This window comes from Ketogulonicigenium robustum, from assembly GCF_002117445.1.
Taxonomy (GTDB): domain Bacteria; phylum Pseudomonadota; class Alphaproteobacteria; order Rhodobacterales; family Rhodobacteraceae; genus Ketogulonicigenium; species Ketogulonicigenium robustum.
The window spans coordinates 2214103-2236844 of record NZ_CP019937.1; the positions used below are offsets into that span (position 1 = coordinate 2214103).

At 63.4% G+C, this 22742-nt stretch carries 21 protein-coding genes; 13 read left to right on the forward strand and 8 right to left on the reverse strand.

Going from position 1 to position 22742, the window contains the following annotated elements; translation table 11 throughout:
• Positions 1-183: 183 nt before the first annotated feature.
• Positions 184-2496 carry a DNA topoisomerase IV subunit A gene (locus BVG79_RS11075; protein ID WP_085786949.1) on the reverse strand — a complete coding sequence of 771 codons (2313 nt, stop codon included), beginning with the start codon at positions 2494-2496 and terminating at the stop codon, positions 184-186.
• A 200-nt stretch (positions 2497-2696) separates the two neighbouring features.
• Here BVG79_RS11075 and BVG79_RS13745 point away from each other — a divergent pair, with 200 nt between their 5' ends.
• The 9 genes from BVG79_RS13745 to BVG79_RS11120 all read left to right on the forward strand — a co-directional run bounded on the left by BVG79_RS13745 (position 2697) and on the right by BVG79_RS11120 (position 12445).
• Positions 2697-2864 (forward strand): twin transmembrane helix small protein, encoded by a 168-nt coding sequence (locus BVG79_RS13745; protein WP_236951358.1) that lies wholly within the window; start codon positions 2697-2699, stop codon positions 2862-2864.
• Positions 2858-3442 (forward strand): cob(I)yrinic acid a,c-diamide adenosyltransferase, encoded by a 585-nt coding sequence (locus tag BVG79_RS11085; protein WP_085786950.1) that lies wholly within the window; start codon positions 2858-2860, stop codon positions 3440-3442. Before BVG79_RS13745 ends, BVG79_RS11085 begins: the two co-directional genes overlap by 7 nt.
• A gap of 18 nt (positions 3443-3460) precedes the next feature.
• Positions 3461-4984: a 2,3-bisphosphoglycerate-independent phosphoglycerate mutase gene (gene gpmI / locus BVG79_RS11090; protein WP_085786951.1), complete on the forward strand. Its 1524-nt coding sequence runs from the start codon at positions 3461-3463 to the stop codon at positions 4982-4984.
• Positions 4981-6123, forward strand: coding sequence for a murein hydrolase activator EnvC family protein (locus BVG79_RS11095; protein ID WP_085786952.1), 1143 nt, complete (start codon positions 4981-4983; stop codon positions 6121-6123). Before gpmI ends, BVG79_RS11095 begins: the two co-directional genes overlap by 4 nt.
• Positions 6124-6167: 44 nt before the next feature.
• Positions 6168-7499 carry a S41 family peptidase gene (locus BVG79_RS11100; protein ID WP_085786953.1) on the forward strand — a complete coding sequence of 444 codons (1332 nt, stop codon included), beginning with the start codon at positions 6168-6170 and terminating at the stop codon, positions 7497-7499.
• Positions 7496-7963, forward strand: coding sequence for an RNA pyrophosphohydrolase (locus BVG79_RS11105; RefSeq protein ID WP_085786954.1), 468 nt, complete (start codon positions 7496-7498; stop codon positions 7961-7963). The genes BVG79_RS11100 and BVG79_RS11105 overlap by 4 nt, the downstream gene beginning before the upstream one ends.
• A 31-nt stretch (positions 7964-7994) precedes the next feature.
• Positions 7995-10265, forward strand: coding sequence for a ribonuclease R (gene rnr, locus BVG79_RS11110; protein WP_085786955.1), 2271 nt, complete (start codon positions 7995-7997; stop codon positions 10263-10265).
• A 9-nt stretch (positions 10266-10274) separates the two neighbouring features.
• Positions 10275-11054: an SDR family oxidoreductase gene (locus BVG79_RS11115; protein WP_085786956.1), complete on the forward strand. Its 780-nt coding sequence runs from the start codon at positions 10275-10277 to the stop codon at positions 11052-11054.
• A 122-nt stretch (positions 11055-11176) separates the two neighbouring features.
• Positions 11177-12445 carry a lytic murein transglycosylase gene (locus BVG79_RS11120; RefSeq protein ID WP_085786957.1) on the forward strand — a complete coding sequence of 423 codons (1269 nt, stop codon included), beginning with the start codon at positions 11177-11179 and terminating at the stop codon, positions 12443-12445.
• A gap of 4 nt (positions 12446-12449) precedes the next feature.
• Here the strand turns inward: BVG79_RS11120 and dapE are convergent, their stop codons facing one another.
• The 7 genes from dapE to BVG79_RS11155 all read right to left on the reverse strand — a co-directional run bounded on the left by dapE (position 12450) and on the right by BVG79_RS11155 (position 18020).
• On the reverse strand, positions 12450-13592 hold the full coding sequence (dapE, locus tag BVG79_RS11125) for a succinyl-diaminopimelate desuccinylase (RefSeq protein ID WP_085786958.1): 1143 nt from the start codon (positions 13590-13592) through the stop codon (positions 12450-12452).
• Positions 13589-13936, reverse strand: coding sequence for a hypothetical protein (locus BVG79_RS11130; protein ID WP_085786959.1), 348 nt, complete (start codon positions 13934-13936; stop codon positions 13589-13591). Before BVG79_RS11130 ends, dapE begins: the two co-directional genes overlap by 4 nt.
• A gap of 145 nt (positions 13937-14081) precedes the next feature.
• Complete coding sequence (locus BVG79_RS11135) at positions 14082-14327, reverse strand: GlsB/YeaQ/YmgE family stress response membrane protein (protein ID WP_085786960.1); 246 nt, start codon at positions 14325-14327, stop codon at positions 14082-14084.
• A gap of 63 nt (positions 14328-14390) precedes the next feature.
• The gene (dapD, locus tag BVG79_RS11140) at positions 14391-15218 is read right to left on the reverse strand and encodes a 2,3,4,5-tetrahydropyridine-2,6-dicarboxylate N-succinyltransferase (protein WP_085786961.1); all 828 of its coding nucleotides are present in this window, start codon (positions 15216-15218) and stop codon (positions 14391-14393) included.
• A 60-nt stretch (positions 15219-15278) separates the two neighbouring features.
• The gene (locus BVG79_RS11145) at positions 15279-16082 is read right to left on the reverse strand and encodes a hypothetical protein (RefSeq protein ID WP_085786962.1); all 804 of its coding nucleotides are present in this window, start codon (positions 16080-16082) and stop codon (positions 15279-15281) included.
• A 38-nt stretch (positions 16083-16120) separates the two neighbouring features.
• A complete protein-coding gene (rlmN, locus tag BVG79_RS11150; protein WP_085786963.1) occupies positions 16121-17365 on the reverse strand; it encodes a dual-specificity RNA methyltransferase RlmN in 1245 nt (414 codons plus the stop codon).
• Positions 17366-17477: 112 nt separating this feature from the next.
• On the reverse strand, positions 17478-18020 hold the full coding sequence (locus tag BVG79_RS11155) for an invasion associated locus B family protein (RefSeq protein ID WP_085786964.1): 543 nt from the start codon (positions 18018-18020) through the stop codon (positions 17478-17480).
• A gap of 767 nt (positions 18021-18787) precedes the next feature.
• Between BVG79_RS11155 and BVG79_RS11160 the strand changes: the two genes are divergently transcribed.
• The 4 genes from BVG79_RS11160 to BVG79_RS11175 all read left to right on the forward strand — a co-directional run bounded on the left by BVG79_RS11160 (position 18788) and on the right by BVG79_RS11175 (position 22742).
• Positions 18788-19282 (forward strand): c-type cytochrome, encoded by a 495-nt coding sequence (locus tag BVG79_RS11160; RefSeq protein WP_085787373.1) that lies wholly within the window; start codon positions 18788-18790, stop codon positions 19280-19282.
• An 83-nt stretch (positions 19283-19365) separates the two neighbouring features.
• Complete coding sequence (locus BVG79_RS11165) at positions 19366-21105, forward strand: pyrroloquinoline quinone-dependent dehydrogenase (protein WP_085787374.1); 1740 nt, start codon at positions 19366-19368, stop codon at positions 21103-21105.
• Between the two features lie 178 nt (positions 21106-21283).
• On the forward strand, positions 21284-22120 hold the full coding sequence (locus BVG79_RS11170; protein ID WP_236951359.1) for a substrate-binding periplasmic protein: 837 nt from the start codon (positions 21284-21286) through the stop codon (positions 22118-22120).
• Between the two features lies 1 nt (position 22121).
• A complete protein-coding gene (locus BVG79_RS11175) occupies positions 22122-22742 on the forward strand; it encodes a peptidase M50 (RefSeq protein WP_085786966.1) in 621 nt (206 codons plus the stop codon).

Genomic DNA, 22742 nt, shown 5'->3' on the forward strand with positions numbered 1-22742 from the left:
ATGGCCTCTCCTGGTGCTAGCATCGGGGCGGAAGCCCCCCAGACGGGTGCGCCAAGGCCAGCCGGCCCTGATTCACTTCGGGCGCGACATATGTTTTTCGGGCAGCTAAATCAAGACGCCCAAAGGGCAAGCAGGCCCGAAGGTGCCCGCTTGCCGCATTTGCGCAACGTCATGCCAGTGACATCAATTGAAACGGTTATCACGCGGGAAACCGCGCGGGGCCATGCGCCCCGTCGTCGCCCGTTTGGCCAGCCATTCCGTCAGGTCGGGTTCCGACCGTGTGCGCCCGCCGGTTTCCTTCCACGACAGGCCGTCGGCCAGCACCAGCGTGATCAAATCGGACAGTCCGCCGTCTTTGAACTTCTGCAGCTTCACGCCCTTGCCACGCGCCATTTCGGGCAGCTCGTCCAGCGGGAAAACCAGCATCTTGCGGTTATCGCCGACGACCGCCACATGATCGCCGGTGACAGGTTTGCAGATCAGCGCGGTCGCCCCTTCGGGCAGGTTCAGAACCTGCTTGCCCGCACGTGTCTGGGCCATCACGTCATCTTCGTTCACGATGAACCCGTCGCCCGCGCTGGATGCGACGATCAGTTTCTGACCGGGACGATGGATAAGGATATCAACGATTTGCGCATCGTTTGGCAAATCGACCATCAGGCGCAGCGGCTCGCCCATACCCCGCCCGCCGGGCAGGTTCGCGGCGACGACGGTATAGAAACGACCGGTCGACGCGAATACCAACAGGCGGTCTGTCGTCTCGGCGTGGAAGACGAAACGCCCTTTGTCGCCGTCCTTGAACTTCAGCTCCTGATCGGCAGGAATGTGGCCCTTCATGGCGCGAATCCAGCCCATCTCCGAACAGATCACGGTAATCGGTTCGCGCTCGATCATAGCCTCCAGCGGCACATCGGCGACCTCGGTGCCCTCGCCAAAGGCAGTGCGGCGCGCGCCCCCTTTGCTGGTCTTGCCGAACTGCCTGCGCACGTCCTTCAACTCGTCGGCGATGCGCGTCCACTGCAGTTTTTCGTCGCCCATCAGCGCATGCAAACCGGCGCGCTCGGCTTGCAAGGCGTCGCGCTCGTTCACCAGCTCGATCTCTTCAAGGCGACGCAAGCTGCGCAGGCGCATGTTCAAGATCGCCTCGACCTGCACTTCGCTGAGGCCATCTGTCGCAGCGGGCAGCGTCAGCGGCGAGACATAGGTTTTCTCGTCCAACGCGCGCGCGGTTTTGCGGCTCCAGTCCTCGACACGCAGGGCTGCTTTGGGGTCGTCATCATAGCGGATAATGTCGATGACGCGGTCGAGGTTCAGATAGGCCGTGATGAAGCCCTGCAGCACCTCCAGCCGGTGGTCGATCTTTTCCAAACGGTGCGTGGTGCGGCGCTGCAGCACCTCACGGCGGTGGTCCAAAAACGCGCGCAACACGTCTTTCAGCGAACAAACCTTGGGCGTGACCCCATCGATCAGCACGTTCATGTTCATATTGAACCGGACTTCCAGTTCCGAGTTCTTGAACAGCATGCCCATCAGCATCTCGGGCTCGATCGTGCGGGCGCGCGGCTCCAGCACGATGCGGACATCCTCGGCGCTCTCATCACGCACATCGGCCAGCGCAGGCACTTTCTTCACGGCGATCAGCTCGGCCAGACGCTCGATCAGCTTGGATTTCTGCACCTGATAGGGAATTTCCGTGACGATGATCTGCCAGCCACCACGGCCCAGATCCTCAACCTCCCACTTGGCGCGCAGGCGGAAAGCGCCGCGGCCGGTGCGGTAGGCTTGGCGGATGTTTTCGGGGTCTTCGACAATCACGCCGCCGGTCGGAAAGTCGGGGCCGGGAATGAACGCCAGCAGCGAATCGTCATCGGCGCTAGGGGCGCGGATAAGGTGCAGGCAGGCGGCGATCACCTCGTCCAGATTATGGGGCGGAATGTTGGTCGCCATCCCCACCGCGATACCGGATGCGCCGTTGGCCAGCAGGTTCGGGAACGCGGCGGGCAACACGACAGGTTCTTCCTGCGTGCCGTCATAGTTCGCGCGGTAATCGACCGCATCCTCGTCCAGCCCCAACAGCAGCGCCTCGGCGGCGGCGGTCATGCGCGCTTCGGTGTAGCGGCTGGCGGCGGGGCTGTCGCCGTCGATGTTGCCGAAGTTGCCCTGCCCGTCGACCAGCGGGTAGCGGACGTTGAAGTCCTGCGCCAAACGCGCCATCGCATCATAGATCGCCGCATCGCCGTGGGGGTGGAAGTTCCCCATCACGTCGCCCGCAATCTTGGCCGATTTGCGGAACCCCCCGCCCGAGGCGAGGCGCAATTCCCGCATCGCATACAGGATGCGCCGATGCACCGGCTTCAGCCCGTCGCGCGCGTCGGGCAGCGCGCGGTGCATAATGGTCGAGAGAGCATACGTCAGATACCGATCGCCAATGGCACGGCGCAGGGTCTCGGTCAGCTCTTGCGGGTTCGGGGGCAAATCATCGGGGGTATCGGTCATGGCACAGGTCTAGCCGCCTCGCCGCGCCTTGTGAAGCCGCCAGATCACGCCGAATTCACCGGCACGCGCGCAGGTTCATGCCAGCCGCGGGCAAAGCACGCTATGGCACAGGGCCGCACAAAGCGCTAAACAGACCAAGACCTGCTGGCGGAAGGAACACCAATGCTTTCGAATTTCCTGTTTGTCCTGTGTGCCTTGCGATGCTGGCCACGTTAGGTGTGCTTATTCTGGGGATGGGGTCGTTCGCAAAAAGCGGCGAGTTTTATCGCCGCAACGCAAACCGCCTGATGCGCTGGCGCGTCGGGCTGCAGGCGCTGTCGGTCGTGCTGTTCTTCGCCTATTTGTTCAGCATCGGCATCAAGTGGTAGTTCTGAACCGCATCTACACGCGCACGGGCGATGACGGCACAACAGCGCTGTCCGATGGCACGCGCTGCGCAAAGCACGACCTGCGCGTTCAGGCCTATGGCACCGTAGACGAAGCGAACGCCACCTTGGGCCTTGCCGCCTTGCATGCGGCGGGCGATATGGCGCGGGCTATCGCCATGATCCAGAACGAAATGTTCGATCTGGGGGCAGATTTGTCGCGCCCGCAGATGACCCGCGATGCCGACGCCCCCTACCCCGTCTTGCGCATGATCGCGCCCCAAGTCGCGCGACTGGAAGCGGAAATCGACGCGATGACCGCCCGCCTTGCCCCCTTGCGCAGCTTCATTCTGCCCGGGGGCAGCCCCTTGGCCGCCCATCTGCATCTGGCCCGCACGGTGGTGCGCCGCGCCGAACGTTTGGCAAGCCAGCTGTGGCTGGACACTCAAGACGTGAACCCCGAAGCCGTCAAATACCTGAACCGCCTGTCCGACTGGGTGTTCAACGCCGCGCGCATCGCGAACGATGATGGCGCAGCCGACATCCTGTGGGTGCCGGGCGCGACGCGAACCGCCCCCTAAGCCGCAAAGGAAAGCCCGATGACCAGCCCCAAACCTGTTGTTTTGTGCATCCTCGATGGCTGGGGAATCGGCAATGGCCCCACCGGAAACGCCCCCACGCAGGCAAACGTGCCGCATTTCAACCGCGTCATGGCGACCTGCCCTACCGCCACGCTGGTTACATTCGGCCCCGACGTGGGCCTGCCCACCGGCCAAATGGGCAATTCCGAAGTCGGCCATACCAATATCGGTGCAGGCCGCGTAGTGGCGATGGATCTGGGGCAGATCGACTTGGCGATTGAAACGGGCGCGCTGGCCGACAACGCCGCCCTGCGCGATTTTATCACCGCCCTGCAGACCAGCGGCGGAACGGCGCACCTGCTGGGCGTTATATCGGACGGGGGTGTGCACGGGCATATTAACCACGTTCTGGCGGCCGCCAAGATCATCGCCGCTGCCGGTGTTCCGGTCGTGCTGCACGCGATCAGCGACGGGCGCGACGTCGCGCCCGATTCGGCCCCCGCCTATTTCGCCACCCTGACCGCCGCGCTGCCCGCGAGCGCGCGGGTAGGCACCGTGATCGGCCGCTATTACGCGCTAGACCGCGACAATCGGTGGGAACGGGTCGAGACCGCCTATCAGGCCATCGCCCACGCCAAAGCCGCCCACACCGCGCCAGATGCAGTCACCGCCATCACCCAAAGCCACGCGGCTGGCGTGATGGATGAATTTGTCCCCGCCACCATCATCGGCGATTACGCCGGCATGCAGGCAGGCGACGGGCTGTTCTGCCTGAACTTCCGTGCCGACCGCGCGCGCGAGATTTTGGCCTGCTTCGGCGACCCCGCCTTTGCGGCATTCGACCGTGGCCCCCTGCCGCCGCTGGCCGCGCTGCTGGGGATGGTCGAGTATTCCGAGCGCCACAGCACGTGGTTCAACACCGTTTTTCCCAAGCGCAATTTGGTCAATACGCTGGGCGAATGGGTGGCCGCCCAAGGTCTGACCCAGTTCCGGCTGGCCGAGACCGAGAAATACCCTCATGTCACCTTCTTCCTGAACGGCGGGGTGGAAACGCCCTACGCGGGCGAAGACCGCCACATGCCGCCCTCGCCCAAGGTGGCCACGTATGATTTGCAGCCCGAGATGTCCGCCGATGCCGTGACCGACGCTTTCGTGGCCGCGATTGAAAAGGGATACGACCTAATCGTCACCAACTACGCCAACCCCGACATGGTCGGCCACACCGGCAGCCTACCCGCCACGATCAAAGCGCTCGAGGCGGTGGATCGTGGTCTGGGGCGCGTGCTGGCCGCGCTGGAAAAGGCAGGCGGTGCGATGCTGCTGACCGCCGATCATGGCAATGCGGAACAGATGATCGACCCCGTCACAGGCGGGCCGCACACGGCCCATACAGTCAATCTGGTGCCGGTCGCCCTGATCGGCGGGCCTGCGGGTGCCACCCTGCGCACAGGCCGCTTGGCCGACGTCGCCCCAACCCTGCTGGATCTGATGGGCCTGCCGCAACCGCCCGAAATGACGGGGCACAGCCTGATCCAACGATGAAGCACTTTGCGAAAATCGTCGCCCTTGCGGTGACACTCGCCCTGCCAGTCGCGGCGCAGGACGCCCCGCAAAGCACGGCTGACGGGGCGCGTGCCGCGGCAAGCGCCCTCGAGGCTGCATCCGCGCGCCTTGCCAATGCCAGCAGCGCCGAAGACCGCATCGCCGCCCTGACCGAGACGCTGCACGCCTATGAAAACGGCCTGAACGCCCTGCGCGACGGGCTGCGGCGGGTCGCGATCCGCAAATCCACGTTGATGACCACGTTCAACGCCCGCGCGGGTGAAATCGGCAGTCTGCTGGCCACGATGCAGATGATGGAACGCACCCCGCCCCAGCTGCACATGCTGCACCCCAGCGGCCCCGTCGGCACCCTGCGCGCCGGCATACTGATGGCCGACATCGCCCCCGCGCTGGATGCCGAGGCCGCAACCCTGCGCGCCCAACTGCAAGAGCTGCAGGATCTGGAGGTGTTGCAAAACAGCGCCGCCACTACGCTGGAACAAGGCCTACAAGGCGCCCAAAGCGCCCGCGAGGAGCTGTCGCAGGCGTTGTCCAACCGCACCGACCTGCCGCTGCGCTTTACCGAAGACCCCGTTGCGATGTCGCTGCTGCTGTCGTCGTCGGAAACTTTGGGGGCCTTTGCCTCGGGGCTGGCGCAGACCATCGACAGCGAGATCGCCGAGATGGACACCGACGCCTGGAACCGCATGGGCCGCCTTGCCCTGCCGGTAACCGGCGAAATCCTGCGCCGCTTCAACGAAGAAGACGCCGCAGGCACCCGCCGCCCCGGCCTTGTGATCGCCACCCGCCCGCAAGCCATGGTCACCAGCCCCATCGCCGCCACGATCCGCTTTGTCGGCCCCTTGCTGGACATGGGGGTCGTCGTGATTTTGGAACCCGCGCCGAACGTGCTGTTCATCATGGCGGGTCTGGATCAGGGCTTCGGCACAGTCGGGCAGATCATCCCCGAGGACACACCCGTCGGGCTAATGGGCGGATCTACGCCCGATGGTGACGCGCTTTTGATGCAGGCAAACCAAGGCAATGCACAAAACCTGTCGGAAACCCTTTATCTTGAGGTCCGCGAAGGGCAATCTGCCGTAGATCCGGCGGCTTGGTTCGCGTTGGGCCAACAATGAATGACGATCTGGGCGCAGGCATCCCCGCAGCAAGGATATAGACGATGAAGAAGTACCTGGTTTCTGCACTGGGCGGCACGGCCCTCGGGCTTTTGGTCACGACCCAGTTCGCCGCGCCCCTGATGGCGCAGCAGGAAGACAGCCAGACGCTGTACGAACAGCTGGACCTGTTCGGCACGATCCTTGAGCGGATCCGCGCGAATTACGTCGAAGAGGTTGATGAAAAACAGCTGATCGAAGCGGCGATCAATGGGATGCTGACCTCGCTCGACCCGCATTCCAGCTATCTGTCGGCCGATGCGGCCGCCGATATGCGCGTTCAAACGCGCGGCGCGTTCGGTGGCCTCGGGTTGGAGGTCACGCAAGAAGACGGCTGGGTCAAGGTCGTCTCGCCCATGGATGGCACCCCCGCCGAGGCGGCGGGCCTGCAAGCAGGCGATTTCATCACCGCCGTCGATGGCCAAAGCACCATGGGTCTTGTGCTGGATGATGCGGTCGAACTGATGCGCGGCCCCGTCGGGTCGGAAGTGACGCTGACCATCGCCCGCGAAGGCAGCAGCGACACGTTTGATGTCGCGCTGGTGCGCGATACCATCCGCCTGACCGCCGCCCGCGCCCGCACCGAGGGGAATTCCGTGGTACTGCGCCTGACCACCTTCAGCGATCAGACCTATGACAATATGGCCAGCGGCCTTGCCGAACAGATCGAGGCCGCAGGCGGCATCGACAATGTCGACGGCGTGGTGATCGACCTGCGCAACAACCCCGGCGGCCTACTGAACCAAGCGATCTACGTCGCCGACGCATTCCTTGATTCGGGCGAGATAGTCTCGACCCGTGGGCGCGATCCGGCCCAGTCCGAGCGCTACAACGCCACCCCCGGCGATCTGATCGAGGGCAAGCCCCTTGTGGTGCTGATCAACGGCGGCTCGGCCTCGGCGTCGGAAATCGTGGCGGGCGCGCTGCAAGACCACGGCCGCGCCATCGTGGTCGGCACCCAAAGCTTCGGCAAAGGCTCGGTCCAAACCTTGATGCCGCTGGAGGGTGAGGCCGCCATGCGCCTGACCACCGCCCGCTATTACACGCCCTCGGGGCGGTCGATTCAGGCCGTGGGCGTGTCGCCCGACATTATCGTGGAACAGCCGCAGCCCCGCACCGACGAGGCTGAAACGCCAAACGGCGCCCTGCGCACCGAGGCCAGCCTGCGCGGATCGCTGAACAACGACAGCCTGACAGACGACGAACGCCAGCATCTGGAAGAACAGCGCGCCCGCGCCGAGGCAACCGCCGCGCTGCGCCAGCAAGACTACCAGATGGCCTATGCGATCGACATTCTCACCGGCCTGTCGGCCATGAACGTGAAGGCTGCAGAATGAGCGATCTGCCCTATCGCCCCTGTGTGGGTGTCATGCTGGTGAATGACGCGGGGCGCGCCTTTGTCGGGCGCCGCATCGACACCCCTGGCCCCGCCTGGCAGATGCCCCAAGGTGGCATCGACCCCGGCGAGGATGCCAAAACCGCTGGCCTGCGCGAGCTGTGGGAAGAAACCGGCGTCACCGCCGATAAAGTCACGCTAGAACGCATCAGCACCGGGACCTATACCTACGAGCTGCCGCCCGAGCTGTTGGGCGTCGCGTGGGGTGGCAAGTATCGCGGGCAAATCCAGACTTGGGTTCTGCTGCGCTTTCACGGCACCGATGCCGACATCAATATCGCCACCGACCACCCCGAGTTTTCGGAATGGAAATGGGCCGCGATCACGGACCTTGTGCCCGAAATCGTGCCTTTCAAGCGACATGTCTATGAAGGTGTCATCCGCGAATTCGCAGATAGCCTGTGACGTCGCGCGCCAGCCGTGCTAACGGCTGGCTATGAACCAGATCCCATCGCGCGAAGCGATCCTACAATGGATCGCAGACAACCCCACACTTACGGCCAAACGCGACATTGCCAAGGCCTTCGGCATCAAGGGCGCCGCCCGTATCGACCTCAAGCGCATTCTGCGCGAACTTGAGGACGAAGGGCATTTGCAAAAGCGTGCCCGCAGTTACCGCGAATCCGACAAGCTACCGCCGATTTCCGTCGTGCAGGTGCTAGAGGCCGATGGCGACGGCGACATCTTCCTGCGCCCGCTGGAGTGGAACGGGGCCGAGGCGCCGCCGCGTATTTTGCTGATCGTGCAGCCGGGCGACCCCGCCGTCGCCACGGGCGAGCGTCTGCTGGCCAAGCTGACCGCCGTGCAGGATGAAGATTACGCCTACACCGCCCGCAGCATTCGCCGCATCGGCACCAATCCGCTGCGCATCTTGGGCATCTACCGCCAAGACAGCGAAGGTGGCCGCATTCTGCCTGTCGACAAGGCCGTTCACAACCAATGGGTCGTGAACCCCGGCCTGTCCGGCGGCGCGCTGGATGGTGAATTGGTCGAGGCCGAACAAGCCGGCCCTAAAGGTCGCCTTGGTCTGCCCAAGGCCCGCATCGTGGCGCGTCTGGGCGACCCTTCTGCGCCCCGTGCCGTTAGCCTGATCGCGATTCGCCAGCATGGCATCCCCGACCACTTCCCCGATGCCGCGATGGCCGAGGCTGACGCCGCCCAGCCCGTCACTGCACTGGATGGCCGCACCGACCTGACCGACCTGCCGCTGGTCACCATCGACCCGCCCGATGCGCGCGACCGCGATGACGCGGTGCTGGCCCAAGCCGACCCCGATGTCGAGGGCGGCTTCATCCTGTGGGTCGCCATCGCTGATGTGGCCCACTACGTCACCCCCGGATCGGCGCTGGACCGCGAGGCGCGCAAGCGCGGCAACTCGACCTATTTCCCCGACCGCGTCGTGCCCATGCTGCCCGACCGCCTATCGGGCGATCTGTGCAGCCTGCACGCGCATGTGCCGCGCGCCTGTCTGGCCGTGCGCATGACCATTGACGCAAATGGCCACAAAACCGGCCATCAATTCTTCCGCGGGATCATGCAATCGGCCGCATCGCTGTCGTATGCCGAGGTGCAGGACGCCATCGACGGCCAACCGAACGATGCCACCGCCCCGCTGCTGGAACCGGTTCTAAAACCGCTTTACGCCGCCTATGATGCCCTGCTGCGCGCCCGCGAGGCCCGCCAGCCATTGGAGCTGGACCTGCCCGAACGCCAGATCATCCTGTCGGACGAGGGCAAGGTGACTTCGGTTTCGTTCAAGGAACGCCTTGATGCGCACAAGCTGATCGAAGAATTCATGGTGTTGGCCAACGTCGCCGCCGCCGAGGAACTGACCAAGAAAAAAACCCCGCTGCTGTTTCGCGTGCACGAAGAGCCCGCCCCAGAAAAGCTGGAGGCCTTGCGCGAGATGGCTCAGGCTTCGGGGCTGCAACTGGCCAAAGGCCAAGTGCTGCACACCCGTCACCTGAACCGTTTGCTGTCGCAAGCAGCAGGGTCCGATCAGGCCGAGGTGATAAATATGGCCACGCTGCGCAGCATGACGCAGGCCTATTACAGCGCGCAGAACTTTGGCCACTTCGGGCTGGCGCTGCGCAATTACGCACATTTCACCTCGCCCATCCGCCGCTATAGCGACCTGATCGTGCACCGCGCGCTGATTTCGGCCAACCATTTCGCGGGTGTCAAACGCGACGGCCTGTCGCAAACCGATGTCGAGGATCTGGACCAGACCGGCGAGATGATCTCGGCCAGCGAGCGCCGTTCAATGATGGCGGAACGCGACACGACCGACCGCTATCTGGCGGCCTTCTTGTCATCGCACGTGGGTGCCGAGATGACGGGCCGCATTGCAGGCATCGTCAAGTTCGGGCTGTTCGTCCGATTGGACGAAACCGGCGCCGACGGGCTGGTGCCCGTGCGCAGTTTGGGCAACGAATACTTCCACTACGACCGCGACAGCCAGACCCTGATGGGCGGCAACAGCGGGATCGTGTTCGAACTAGGCCAGCGCGTCACCGTGCGTTTGGCCGAGGCCGCAGCTGTCACCGGCGGCATCACGCTGGAACTGATCGAGCGCGAGGGCCAGACCATGCCACGCGGCCCGCGCGGCGGTGGCAAAGGCGTGCGCCGCATGCCCGGCAAGATCAAAGGCAAGCTGGCCAAGGCCGCCAAGAAAGAGAAACGCAAAGTCATCCGCAAACGCAGTTAGGGGGAAAAGATGGATCTGGGTATTCGCGGCAAACGTGCGCTGATCGGCGCAAGCTCGAAGGGGTTGGGCCGTGGCTGCGCCGAGGCGCTGGCCGCTGCAGGCGTTGATCTGGTGCTGAACGCGCGCGGGATCGAGGCGCTGGAGGACACCGCCGAGGTCATCCGCGCCGCCTATGGTGTGAACGTCACCACCGTGGCCGCCGACATCACCACCGAAGAAGGCCGCGCCAAGGTACTGGAGGCGGCAGGTCATGTCGACATTCTGGTCACCAACGCGGGCGGCCCGCCCCCCGGCACGTGGTCGAACTGGACGCGCGACGATTTCATCAAGGCGCTGGACGGTAATATGCTGACGCCCATCGCCCTGATGCAGGCCATGCTGCCACATATGATCGCCAAGGGCTGGGGCCGCGTGGTAAATATCACATCCTCGGCCGTGCGCGCCCCTATTGCGGAACTGGGCCTATCGAACACTGCGCGCACCGGCTTGACGGGGTTTGTGGCGGGCACATCGCGGCAGGTTGCGCGTTTTGGCGTGACGATCAACAATATGCTGCCCGGCATCCACGCCACCGACCGTGCAGCAAGCCTTGATAAAGGCGTCGCCTCGACCCAAGGCATCACCATCGAGGAGGCCGCCACCCGCCGCCAAGCCAGCATCCCGGCTGGTCGCTACGGCACATCAGCGGAATTCGGCGCGACCTGTGCCTTCCTGTGTTCGCAGCACGCCGGCTTCATCGTCGGGCAGAACATCATGCTGGACGGCGGGGCGGCGAATATCTCGATCTAGGCGGCCCGGCCTTCGCCGAGGGCTATGAAAAAAGCCATAACTGCGTTAGGGTGCCTGTAATAAGGGCAAAAAAAGCCCGTGTTTCAGGCAACAACGTCACTACCGACGTAAAGCGAGCAGTTATGGCTATTTTCTTTCGCGGCGCCGTGTTTTGCGCCTGTGCATTTGCACTGACGGGATGCGGCTGGGGCACCACGAATGCCTCGCGCTATGCTGGCGCGGCCTATGCCCAAAGCACACCGAACCAACAATCGGGAACCTCGTCGATGAACGGGCAATCAAACGCGGGCTATCTGCAGTGGCAAAATGGGTTCCGCGCGCGCGCACTGGCCGCCGGAATTTCGGGCCGCACCTTTGACGCGGCCTTCCGCACCGCAGAATACCTGCCGCGCGTGGTTGAAAACGACCGCAGCCAAGCTGAATTCACCCGATCCCTGGGCGACTACCTGTCCACCGCCGCATCGGACGCGCGCGTCGAGACGGGCCGCGCGATGCTGGCGCAGCACGCCAACCTGCTGTCGCAGATCGAGGCGCGCTACGGCGTCGACCGTCACGTCGTGGTCGCGGTCTGGGGCATGGAATCGAACTACGGCGCACGGCGCGGCGACATCCGCATCATCTCGGCCCTGTCGACGCTGGCCTATGATGGGCGGCGAGCCAGCTTCTTCGAAAACCAGTTGATCGCGGCGCTGAAGATCCTCGACGCACATGACACCGATGCCGAACACATGTTGGGCAGCTGGGCAGGCGCGATGGGCCACACGCAGTTCATGCCGACGTCCTTCTTGGAATATGCCGTCGACTTCCGCGGCGATGGTCGCCGCGATATCTGGTCGGACGACCCGACCGACGCGCTGGCATCGACCGCGGCCTATCTGTCGCGGCACGGCTGGGTCACCGGCCAACCGTGGGGCGTGGAAGTGCGCCTGCCCAGCGGGTTCAACTACAGCCTGACCGGCAAGAACCAGAACCGACCCGTGTCGGAATGGCAGTCGCTGGGCGTGCGCGCGGTGAACGGCAACCTGCCGGGGGGCGAGGCCTCGATTCTGGTTCCCGCGGGCGCGAACGGCCCTGCTTTCATGATCTTCCGCAACTTCACGGTGATCTCGCGCTATAACGCGTCGGATTCCTACGTGATCGGCGTCGGTCACTTGGCCGACCGCCTGCGCGGCGGGCCGCGCATCGCAGCCAGCTTCCCCAGCGAAGCCCCCCTGAACCGCGCCGAGCGTGTGCAGCTGCAAGAACGCCTGACCCGCGCGGGCTATAATACCGGCGGCACCGACGGCATTTTGGGCAGCAACAGCCAAAATGCCATCCGCGCCTATCAGAGCGCGAACGGCATCACAGCCGACGGCTACCCCTCGCGCAGCCTGCTAGAGCGGCTGCGCTAGGGTTTCACGCGAAATAATCGGCCAGAATGCGGGCGTAAATTGCCTGCAACTGGCCGATTTGGGCAACCTCGACCCGTTCATCGACCCCGTGCATACGCTTGCCCACAAGGCCGAATTCCACGACAGGGCAATGCGATTTCACGAAACGCGCATCCGAGGTGCCCCCACTGGTGGACAGCACGGGCGTCAGGCCGGTTTCGGCCTGAACCGCGCGGGACACCATATCCGACAGCGCGCCGGGGGGCGTTAGAAAGGCCTCGCCCGAAATACGGCTGCGCAGGCTGACCTGCACGCCGAATTCCGCCGCCACCTTATCAGCTTCGGCCTGCATCCAATCCACCAGCCCCGCGCCGGTGTGCGTGTCGTTGAAGCGCACATTCACCGTTGCCGTCGTTTGGCCGGGGATCACATTCGTCGCGCTGTTGCCAGTGTCGATCGTCACCACCTGCAAGGACGAGGCATCGAAATGCGCCGTCCCCGTGTCCAGCACATGGGACGACAGCCGATCCATCAGGCGGGCAATGGCGGGCATCGGGTTCAGCGCCCGCAGCGGATAGGCCGCGTGCCCCTGCTGCCCCACGACCGTAAACCAGACCGTGACCGAGCCGCGCCGCCCGATCTTCATCATATCGCCCAGCACTTCTGGGCTGGTCGGCTCGCCCACCAAACAGACATCCATCGTCTCGCCCGTGTCGGCCATCCAGTCCAGCAGCGCGCGGGTGCCATCTTCGGCCACGTCTTCCTCGTCGCCGGTCAGCGCCAGAACTACCGCCCCATCGGGCGGGGTGGTCTGCACGAAATCAATCGCGGCCGCGACAAAGGCCGCGACACCGGACTTCATGTCAACCGCGCCGCGCCCATACATATAACCGTCTACAACCTCGGCGCCGAAGGGATCATGCGTCCACGCCGTGCGATCCCCCACAGGCACGACGTCAATATGCCCATTGAAACCGAATGACCGGTTCGCGCCCTTGCGGCCCCAGCGGGCAAATAGATTGCTGATCCCGCCGCGGTCAACCCGGGCGCAGGTGAAGCCTGCCGCAGTCAGGTGCCCCTCCAGCAGAACCAGCGCCCCGCCCTCGTTCGGGGTGACAGAGGGGCAGCGGATCAGATCGGCGGTCAGTTGGACGGCATCGACCTTCATTTATCGTCGCCAGCGAAGGGGGTGACCTGCGCCACGACGACGCTATTTTCCGCCAAGGCCCGCTCCATCAGCGCGCGTTCGTCGTCGGACACTTCGGGGCCGTCGGCAAGGCGGTCTTCCAGCGTGCCGTAGCCAGTGACATCCAGCGGCGCCATGTCAGCCTGCTTCAGGATCGCCACCGTTTCACGTACGGCTTCAGCCTCGTCTACGCCGCTGGCGTAGCACAGCAAGGCCGCGCCCGTGGCGTCATCCGGCAACCCGTCGCCTTCGTGGCGGCCAACCTCGACCAGCAGGGTGTAGACTTGCTGGGGACGTTTGGTCTTTTCGATCTTTTCGTCAGACATCGGGTTGCCTTTCGTTTGGGGGCCGGTTGCGAGCCGTAGCTGTCGCCTGCCCCGCGCAATGTCAAGCGGACACGGCAAGCGGGGCACACATAGAAACGGGGCGGCACCTTGCGGTACCGCCCCGATGTTTCCCGTGCAACGCCTGCTAGCGTTTAACCGCGCGCCCGATGGCGATCAGGATGCAGGCACCCACCAGACCAACGATCAATTGCGGGATCCACGCGTCAGCGGCGTAAATGCCCATAGCGGCCAGAACGACGTTCAGCAGCACCGCACCAACGATGCCAAGAATGACGTTCAGAATGATACCTGTATCGGCCTTCATGATCATGCTGGCGAACCAGCCTGCCAGACCACCGATAATGATATTCCCAAGAATACCCAGTCCCATACGCAAGCTCCTTATTTAGCGGGCATAGCCCGGTTTTGGCGTGCGGTGCGGGCCCAAGAACCCTTAGTCGCGCAGAAGCTCGTTGATGCCGGTTGACGAACGCGTCTTGGCATCGACCTGCTTGACGATCACCGCACAATACAGGTTCACACCATTCTTCGAGGGCAGCGAGCCAGATACCACCACCGAATAAGGCGGAACTTCCCCAAAGGTAACCTCTCCTGTCTCGCGATTAAAGATCTTTGTTGATTTACCGATGAAAACGCCCATCGAGATCACCGATCCCTCGCGCACGACCACACCTTCGACGATTTCCGAACGCGCACCGATGAAGCAGTTGTCCTCGATGATGGTCGGGCCGGCCTGCATCGGCTCCAGCACGCCGCCGATGCCTACGCCGCCCGACAGGTGGACGTTCTTGCCGATCTGCGCGCACGAGCCGACGGTCACCCATGTGTCGACCATGGTGCCTTCATCGACATACGCGCCAAGGTTGACGAAGCTGGGCATCAGCACCGCGCCGGGCGCGATATAAGCCGAACGGCGCACGACGCAGTTCGGCACGGCGCGGAAGCCTGCCTGCTGCCAGTCCTCGGTGCCCCAGCCCTTGAACTTGCTGTCGACCTTGTCCCACCACGTGCTGCCTTGCGGCCCGCCCGCGTGGATTTCCATGTCCTTGATGCGGAAGCCCAGTAAAACCGCCTTTTTCGCCCATTGGTTCACGTGCCATTCGCCGCTGGCCTGACGTTCGGCCACGCGCAGCTTGCCCTTGTCCAGCGCCTCCAGTGTGGCCTCGATGGCATCGACGGCTTCGCCACGGCTGGCGGGGGTCAGGGCGGCGCGGTCTTCCCAAGCGGCCTCGATGGCGGCTTCAAGGGCGGCATTCGACATGGTTCTCTCCTTTGGGGTGTCTTGGGCCGAAGTGTTAGTCCGGCCCAACAGGCAAGGCAATCAGGCGCGACGTACGGACGCGGCAGGCTGTTGGGGCCGCTGTGCGCCGGTGCGCGGGAACAACATGGCCCATTCAACCGAAAGACGCTGCGATTCGCTTTGGCGGGGGTCATCGGCGGGAAGTTCGGCAGGCGTCCGGCCATCCAGCGCGGCGGCCAGCTCGCGCACGCGCTGTTCCAGCGCGATGCGGCGGGCACTTTCGCCCGGCTGCGTGCTGGGCGGAATGATGAAACCGGGTTGATTCTGCAAAAGGCCAGGCTTGGTGGCCATCACCTCGGGCAGGCCCTCGCCTTCCTCGGTCACGGTCGCCACAAAGCCGACCTGCGCGGGAACGATCACGAAGGCCGACAGGTTGCGGGCCGCATTCACCAGTTGCAGCACGGCAAAGTCGGTGCCCATCAGCAAGCGCCAGTCGGCAACAGGGTTCAGCGCCGCGAAATCGTTGATGGGCAGGGCGCGTTGGCTGGCCCCGAACAGGCGGTGGACGGCGTCCTGCAACTCGCGCATATCGCGCGCGCCAACGGCCTCTATGAAACGCTCGGACATCTTTTTCGACGGGCCCTCGGCGATTTCGGGGGCGTCGGCGCTGCCGGCCTTGGGCACAAAGAAGCTGAGGCCGTTCGGCAGCATCACTCCGCCTTGCGGGCTGGTCGGGCCGATGGTTTTGCCCCCCTCGGCGCGGGTGTGCACATACACCTCGCGCAGGATACCGGGCCGAATCGAGGGCTGCTGCAGCAGTGCGGCACGCAGCTGGCGCGGCACGGGCAGAACGTCAAACTCGACGGCGTTCAGCTTGATCTTCATCGCAATGTCCTTTTGGGAAAGGGTCTGACACCCTGATGTCAGGCGTTATTTGCAACCTCGGCGGCGATGGCAGCGCGGGATTTGCGCGCGCGTTCGGTCGCCGATTTCAGCTGACCACAGGCGGCCATAATATCCTCGCCGCGCGGGCGACGGACGGGGCTGGCATAGCCTGCAGCATTGACGATGTCGGCGAAAGCCTCGATCCGCGCCTTGGTCGAACGCTGATAGGGCGAGCCGGGCCATTCGTTGAAAGGGATCAGGTTGATCTTGGCAGGGATGCCGCGGATCAACTCGACCAGACGGCGCGCGTCTTCATCGCTGTCGTTCACGCCGCGCAGCATCACGTATTCAAACGTGATGCGTTCGGAATTCGACAGCGCGGGGTATTCACGCAGCGCACTCAGCAGAGTTTCGATGTTCCACTTGCGGTTCACCGGCACCAGCACATTGCGCACCTCATCGGTGGTGGCGTGGAAGCTGACGGCCAGCTGGCAGCCGATTTCCTCGGCCGTGCGGGCGATTTCGGGCACGATCCCCGAGGTCGACAGCGTAATGCGGCGGCGCGACAGCTGGATCCCCTCGGGGTCCATCACGATTTTCATCGCATCGCGCACGTTTTCAAAGTTATAGAGCGGCTCGCCCATGCCCATCAGCACGATATTCGACAGGCGACGCGGGCCGAGTTCGCTGACATCCTGCCCCGGCGCGGGCCATTCGCCCAAATCGTCGCGGGCCACCAGCACCTGCCCGACGATTTCGGCGGCGGTCAGGTTACGCACCAGCTTTTGCGTGCCGGTGTGGCAGAACGAACAGGTCAGTGTGCAGCCAACTTGGCTGGACACACACAACGTGCCACGGTCGGTTTCGGGAATGTAGACGACCTCGACCTCGTGACCGCCGGCGATGCGCACCAAATACTTGCGGGTGCCGTCCTCGGACACCTGACGCGTGACGACCTCGGGAACCTCCAGCACATAGGCCTCGGCCAGCGTGGCGCGCAGATCCTTGGCAAGGTTCGTCATGGCGGCGAAATCGCGCACGCCCCAGACGTAGATCCACTGCCACAGCTGCCCCATGCGCATCTTGGCCTGCTTTTCGGGCACGCCCACATCGATCAGCGCCTGCCGCAGCTGCACGCGCGTCAACCCGATCAGGTTGCGCGGGCCATCGGGCAATTTGCGCGCGATGGTCAGAACGTCTTGCGTGACGGGGGCCTGTTTCAGGTGGCTTTGGTCAATCGCAGGAACAGCAAAAGGCAGAGAGCTGGTCGCCGGGGAGGTCATGGCATCACTCGCAATATACAACAGACGCGCCTTCTAGCGCAAAACCCCGCAGGGTTCCACGCCGAAAATCTTCTGTTTTGCCATGCGGCGCACCCCAGCGTGGGGCGCCCGCTTAGCCGCAGCGGCGCTGCGCGTCGTCGATCGCCGCAGTCACACCCGAAAGCGAGAACGTGTCATGCGTGCGGTTGCCCCGCCCCGACACACCCTCGACCACCGCGCGCGAGCCACGCTTCAGCGCGGCGACAACGCGGGCGTCATCCTCGGCCGAGGCCAGCCAGGCCCATTCGCCTTGCGTGAACATCTGGTAAGCCGTACCGTCGATGGTCAGCGTCACGTTCGACCCGTCGCGGAACGCATAGCCGCCCGTATAGGCGATTTGACCGCGCACGCCCGCCTCGGGGCGGAAGAACACGAACAAGAAGAACGATCCGCGCGACACTGTCGTGCGGGCGCCGCTGGCGTTCGTCGCATACCAGTCAGTGGTTTGCGATACGGCCATGCACTCATGGGGCGACTGTTCTTCGTAGACGTCCCAGTTCGTAAAAGTCCCAACGCGGTTCTGCGTGGTCTGTTGCGCGATTGCGGGCGTGATCCCCGCAACAACGGCCAGACCGGCAACCAAAGCCCGCACAGCACCCATCCGTCGTGAAATCATTGCAGCCTCCAAGCCGTCTTTTTCTAAGCCCTGCCATGGCCAGACGGGCGATCACCCGAAAACCTGTTTGCGAGGCGGGCTATTTCAACCCGATACCCAAAGCCATAACAACAAAGCTGCCTAGGCGAAAAGCCCCGCTTCGCAGCTGATTGCGCGAAAACTTGCTGAACACACCGTGATCGGCCGCGTGTTTGCCCCGGATGCGATCACATTCAGCCGATCAGACCGCGGATTTCGCGCTTCGGGCGGGCACAATTTCGCACATTCGCGCCATGACAGGCCGCGAATCACCCCGGAAACCGCCCCTGCCGGCGTGTTGCCACCAGTTTGGCGCGGCGATCACAATTATTCTACCCCGTCGCGGGCGCGTGACGTGCTGTTACCTGCCAATCACACAAATGCGATGAAAAATTTCTTCCTGCGACAAATCGCGATCTTTGATCATCAGCATGGGCAACACTGCGCGGCGCACTGCGCACGGATCGCAGGGTTAGAACCATTTAGCTACTAAGTTAACTGCGCATACAGCAAATTGTCGCACGTTTAGGGCCGAATCCGCACCCCGCCGCGCACTTGACTTCACACCCACAAAAATGTGCTGTGCCGCCAATCCCGGCGCCATCGACGACGACTGGGGGGCTGAAACACCCGAGGCTGAGTTGCCCGGCAAAGACTGACATTCCTGTTTCATACGTCTATATAGGGCGTGCATGCAGGTGTCGGGACCTTGCCCGGATCTGCACCGCAGCAAGGTAAAGGAAGCTAAAATGAACAACAAAACGATTCTGGGCGGTGTTCTTGCTCTGTCGGCCGTTCTGGCTGGCACGACGGGCGCATTTGCTTTCAGCAACATCGAGCGGACTCCCGCCGCTGACACCGCAGCTACCGAAGAAGCCGCCGCAACCGAAGGTGGTACGCGTACCATCTACGACGGCGTCTTCACCGCCGAGCAAGCCGAGCGTGGCCAAACTGACTGGACAGCTAGCTGCGCCAGCTGCCATGGCCCGACCGGTCGTGGTTCGTCGGGTGGCCCGCGCGTGATTGGCCCCGTTATCAACAACAAGTACGCAGACAAGCCGCTGCAAGAGTACTTCGACTACGTTGTTGCTAACATGCCGATGGGTGCGCCCCACTCGCTGAGCAACGAAGCCTATGTCGACATCACCGCCTTCATCCTCAGCTCGCACGGCGCAGAGCCGGGCGATGCCGAGCTGACTGAAGCCGATCTCGGCAACATCATGATGGGTCGCAAGCCTAACTAAGGCCAGCCACCCCGGGAATGGCCGGCCGCTATGCCGGCCATTCCAACCCCTTTACCCCAAAAACCCAAATCAAGGTCAAACCGATGAAGACGAAGTCTTTTCTGTTTGCAGGCGTTGCTGCGCTTGCAAGCTACGGCACAATTGCGCTTGCTGATGTGACCCCCGTCACCGACGAGCTGCTGGCAAACCCGCCCGCCGGCGAATGGATCAGCTACGGCCGCAACCAAGAAAACTATCGCCACTCGCCCCTGAACCAGATCACGCCCGAGAACGTCGGTCAGCTGCAACTGGTCTGGGCGCGCGGCATGAACGCCGGCAAAGTCCAAGTCACTCCGCTGATCCATGATGGCGTGATGTACCTGGCGAACCCCGGCGACATCATCCAAGCGATCGACGCTAAAACCGGCGACCTGATCTGGGAACACCGCCGCCAGCTGCCCAACGTGGCAACGCTGAACAGCTTCGGTGAGCCGATCCGCGGTATCGCGCTGTACGGCACCAACGTTTACTTCGTCTCGTGGGACAACCACCTGGTTGCGCTGGACGCAGCCACCGGCCAAGTCACGTTCGACGTCGACCGCGGCCAAGGCGAAGACATGGTTTCTAACTCGTCGGGCCCGATCGTGGCTAACGGCGTGATCGTGGCCGGTTCGACCTGCCAATACTCGCCCTTCGGCTGCTTCGTTTCGGGCCATGACGCGACTACCGGTGAAGAACTGTGGCGCAACTACTTCATCCCCAAAGCGGGTGAAGAAGGCGATGAAACCTGGGGCAACGACTACGAAGCCCGCTGGATGACCGGCGTCTGGGGCCAAATCACGTACGACCCCGTCACCAACCTGGTATTCTACGGATCGTCGGCCGTCGGCCCGGCTTCGGAAACCCAACGCGGCACCACCGGCGGCACCATGTACGGCACGAACACCCGTTTCGCCGTGCGCCCCGACACCGGCGAAATCGTCTGGCGTCACCAAACTCTGCCCCGCGACAACTGGGACCAAGAGTGCACGTTCGAAATGATGGTCGCCAATGTCGACGTCCAGCCTTCGGCTGACATGGACGGCCTGAAGTCGATCAACCCCAACGCCGCCACTGGCGAGCGTCGCGTGCTGACCGGCGTTCCGTGCAAAACCGGTACCATGTGGCAGTTCGACGCTGAAACGGGCGAATTCCTGTGGGCGCGCGACACCAACTACCAAAACATGATCAGTTCGATCGACGAAACCGGTCTGGTCACGGTGAATGAAGATATCATCCTAAAAGATCTGGACACCGACTACCGCATTTGCCCGACATTCTTGGGTGGACGCGACTGGCCGTCGGCATCCTTGAACCCCGATAGCGGCATCTACTTCATTCCCCTGAACAACGCCTGTGCGGATTTGGCGGCAGTCGATCAAGAGTTCACGGCAATGGACGTCTACAACACCAGCGCGACTTACCTGCTTGCGCCGGAAAAAGAAAACATGGGCCGCATCGACGCGATCGACATCAGCACGGGCAAAACCCTGTGGTCGGTCGAACGTCTGGCGTCGAACTACTCGCCGGTCCTCTCGACGGCTGGCGGCGTGCTGTTCAACGGCGGCAGCGATCGCTACTTCCGTGCCCTCAGCGAGGAAACTGGCGAGACCCTGTGGCAGACCCGTCTGGCGACTGTCGCTTCGGGCCAAGCCGTGTCGTACGAACTGGACGGCGTGCAGTACATCGCCATCGCTGGTGGCGGCACCACCTACGGCGCGGTCCAGAACCGTCCGCTGGCCGAGCCTGTTGACTCGACCTCGATCGGTAACGCCGTCTACGTTTTCGCTCTGCCCCAGCAATAAGTCTGGCAGCGCACATCATAGCAAAGGGCCCTGCGGGGCCCTTTGTCATATAGGCCAGCCCCCTTTTAGGGCGGAAGACAGCCTTTAGGCGATTCAAATTGCGTCAAATTGACGCTGGTGTTTACCCAGCAATCTGAATAAATCTTTACATAACAACAGAAGTCCCGAGGATATGCAGATGAGACGCCCGAATATGTGCGGATATGTCGCATCACTTGCCCTGATGCTGATCGGCACCGGCGCGCTGGCCCAAAGCGAGGTCGTGGCGCGCAACATGTACACCGAACGGACCAGCCAAGATAACAAGCTGACCTTCTGCTACAACGGCTTCAACGCGCTATCGGAATTCGAACAGGATCTGGCGCAGGCCCTCGGCGATGCCCTGCTGACCGAAGTGACCCTGTTCACTTATAAAGAGGGTGACCTGCAGTCGACCCCGACCTCGTATGACTACCGCCTACCAGTGAGTGACGAACAAATTTTCGTCCTGCTCGCCCAGAACTGCGACGCCTTCATGGGGTATGTGGCCAATACCAACGCCCCCGAATGGATGAAGGTGACCCAGCCCTACATCAACGTCGAATCGATCCTGTTTTCGGCGAACCCCGACATTCACCGCGTCGCGGATTTGACCCCGCCGGTGCGCGTTGGCATCCGCATGACGACGCCGGGCGACAGCCAGCTGATCTCCTACGTTAACTCGACCCCAGGCTGGTCGCGCACCCCCTATCACGACAACGGCCGCGTTGTGGAACGTGTGCTGGATGGGTCGACCACGCTGGGCATGATCTGGCGCCAAGGGTTCTATCTGGCCCGCCACGACATGGGCGACGACCCCAAGATCTTCGCGCTGGACGACTTGCCGTTCGTGGCGCGCACATCGGCCATCGGCATCGCGACCCGCGGGCAGGACGGCTACCTCAACACCATGCTGAACGATGCGATCGCCGCCCTCATGGCCGACGGCACGATCGAGGCGTTGCAAATCAAACACCACATGTTGCCCGAGGGCTGATATGATCCCCGCACTAGACCTGACGGTGTGGCAGATTTTTCTGCGGGCGACGGGCGGTCTTGTCGCCATAGGGGTGTTTGGCGCCGCGCTGGCGTGGATGTTCAAACTTCTGGGCGACGAAGGCCCCGTGCTGGACGGCCGCGGCCATCCCAGCCCCGTTTTGCACACCGGATGGTTGGCATGGGTGGGCACGGTTATCGTGCGCTTTGGCTGGGCGAAGCCGCTGGACGTTGATCCGCGCCTGCTGCGCGGCGGGCCATTGGGCACTGCCGCCGCTGTCGTGGCGGCGATGGCGGTTCTGGTGGCTTTGGGGAACCTGGCGCTGTTTCTTAGCCCCTATCCGGTACGTTTCTTCCCGCCGCCCTTCGGGATCGGGGTGCAGAATTGGCTGACAACCCTTGCGCCGATCTGTGCCTTGACGGTGCTGATGAACCTGATCCCGCTGCCCCCGTTTGCCGCGGGCTACGTGCTAAAGGCCTACGCGCCGCGGGTTTACAATCGCCTTCCGCCCGACTGGCTGATCGGCTTTGCGGTCATCGCTGCGATTTACATGATGCGGCCTATTGGGGCGCAGGGGCTGCTGCTGCAACTGGCTAGCCTTCTGCTGTCCGGACGTCTTTGA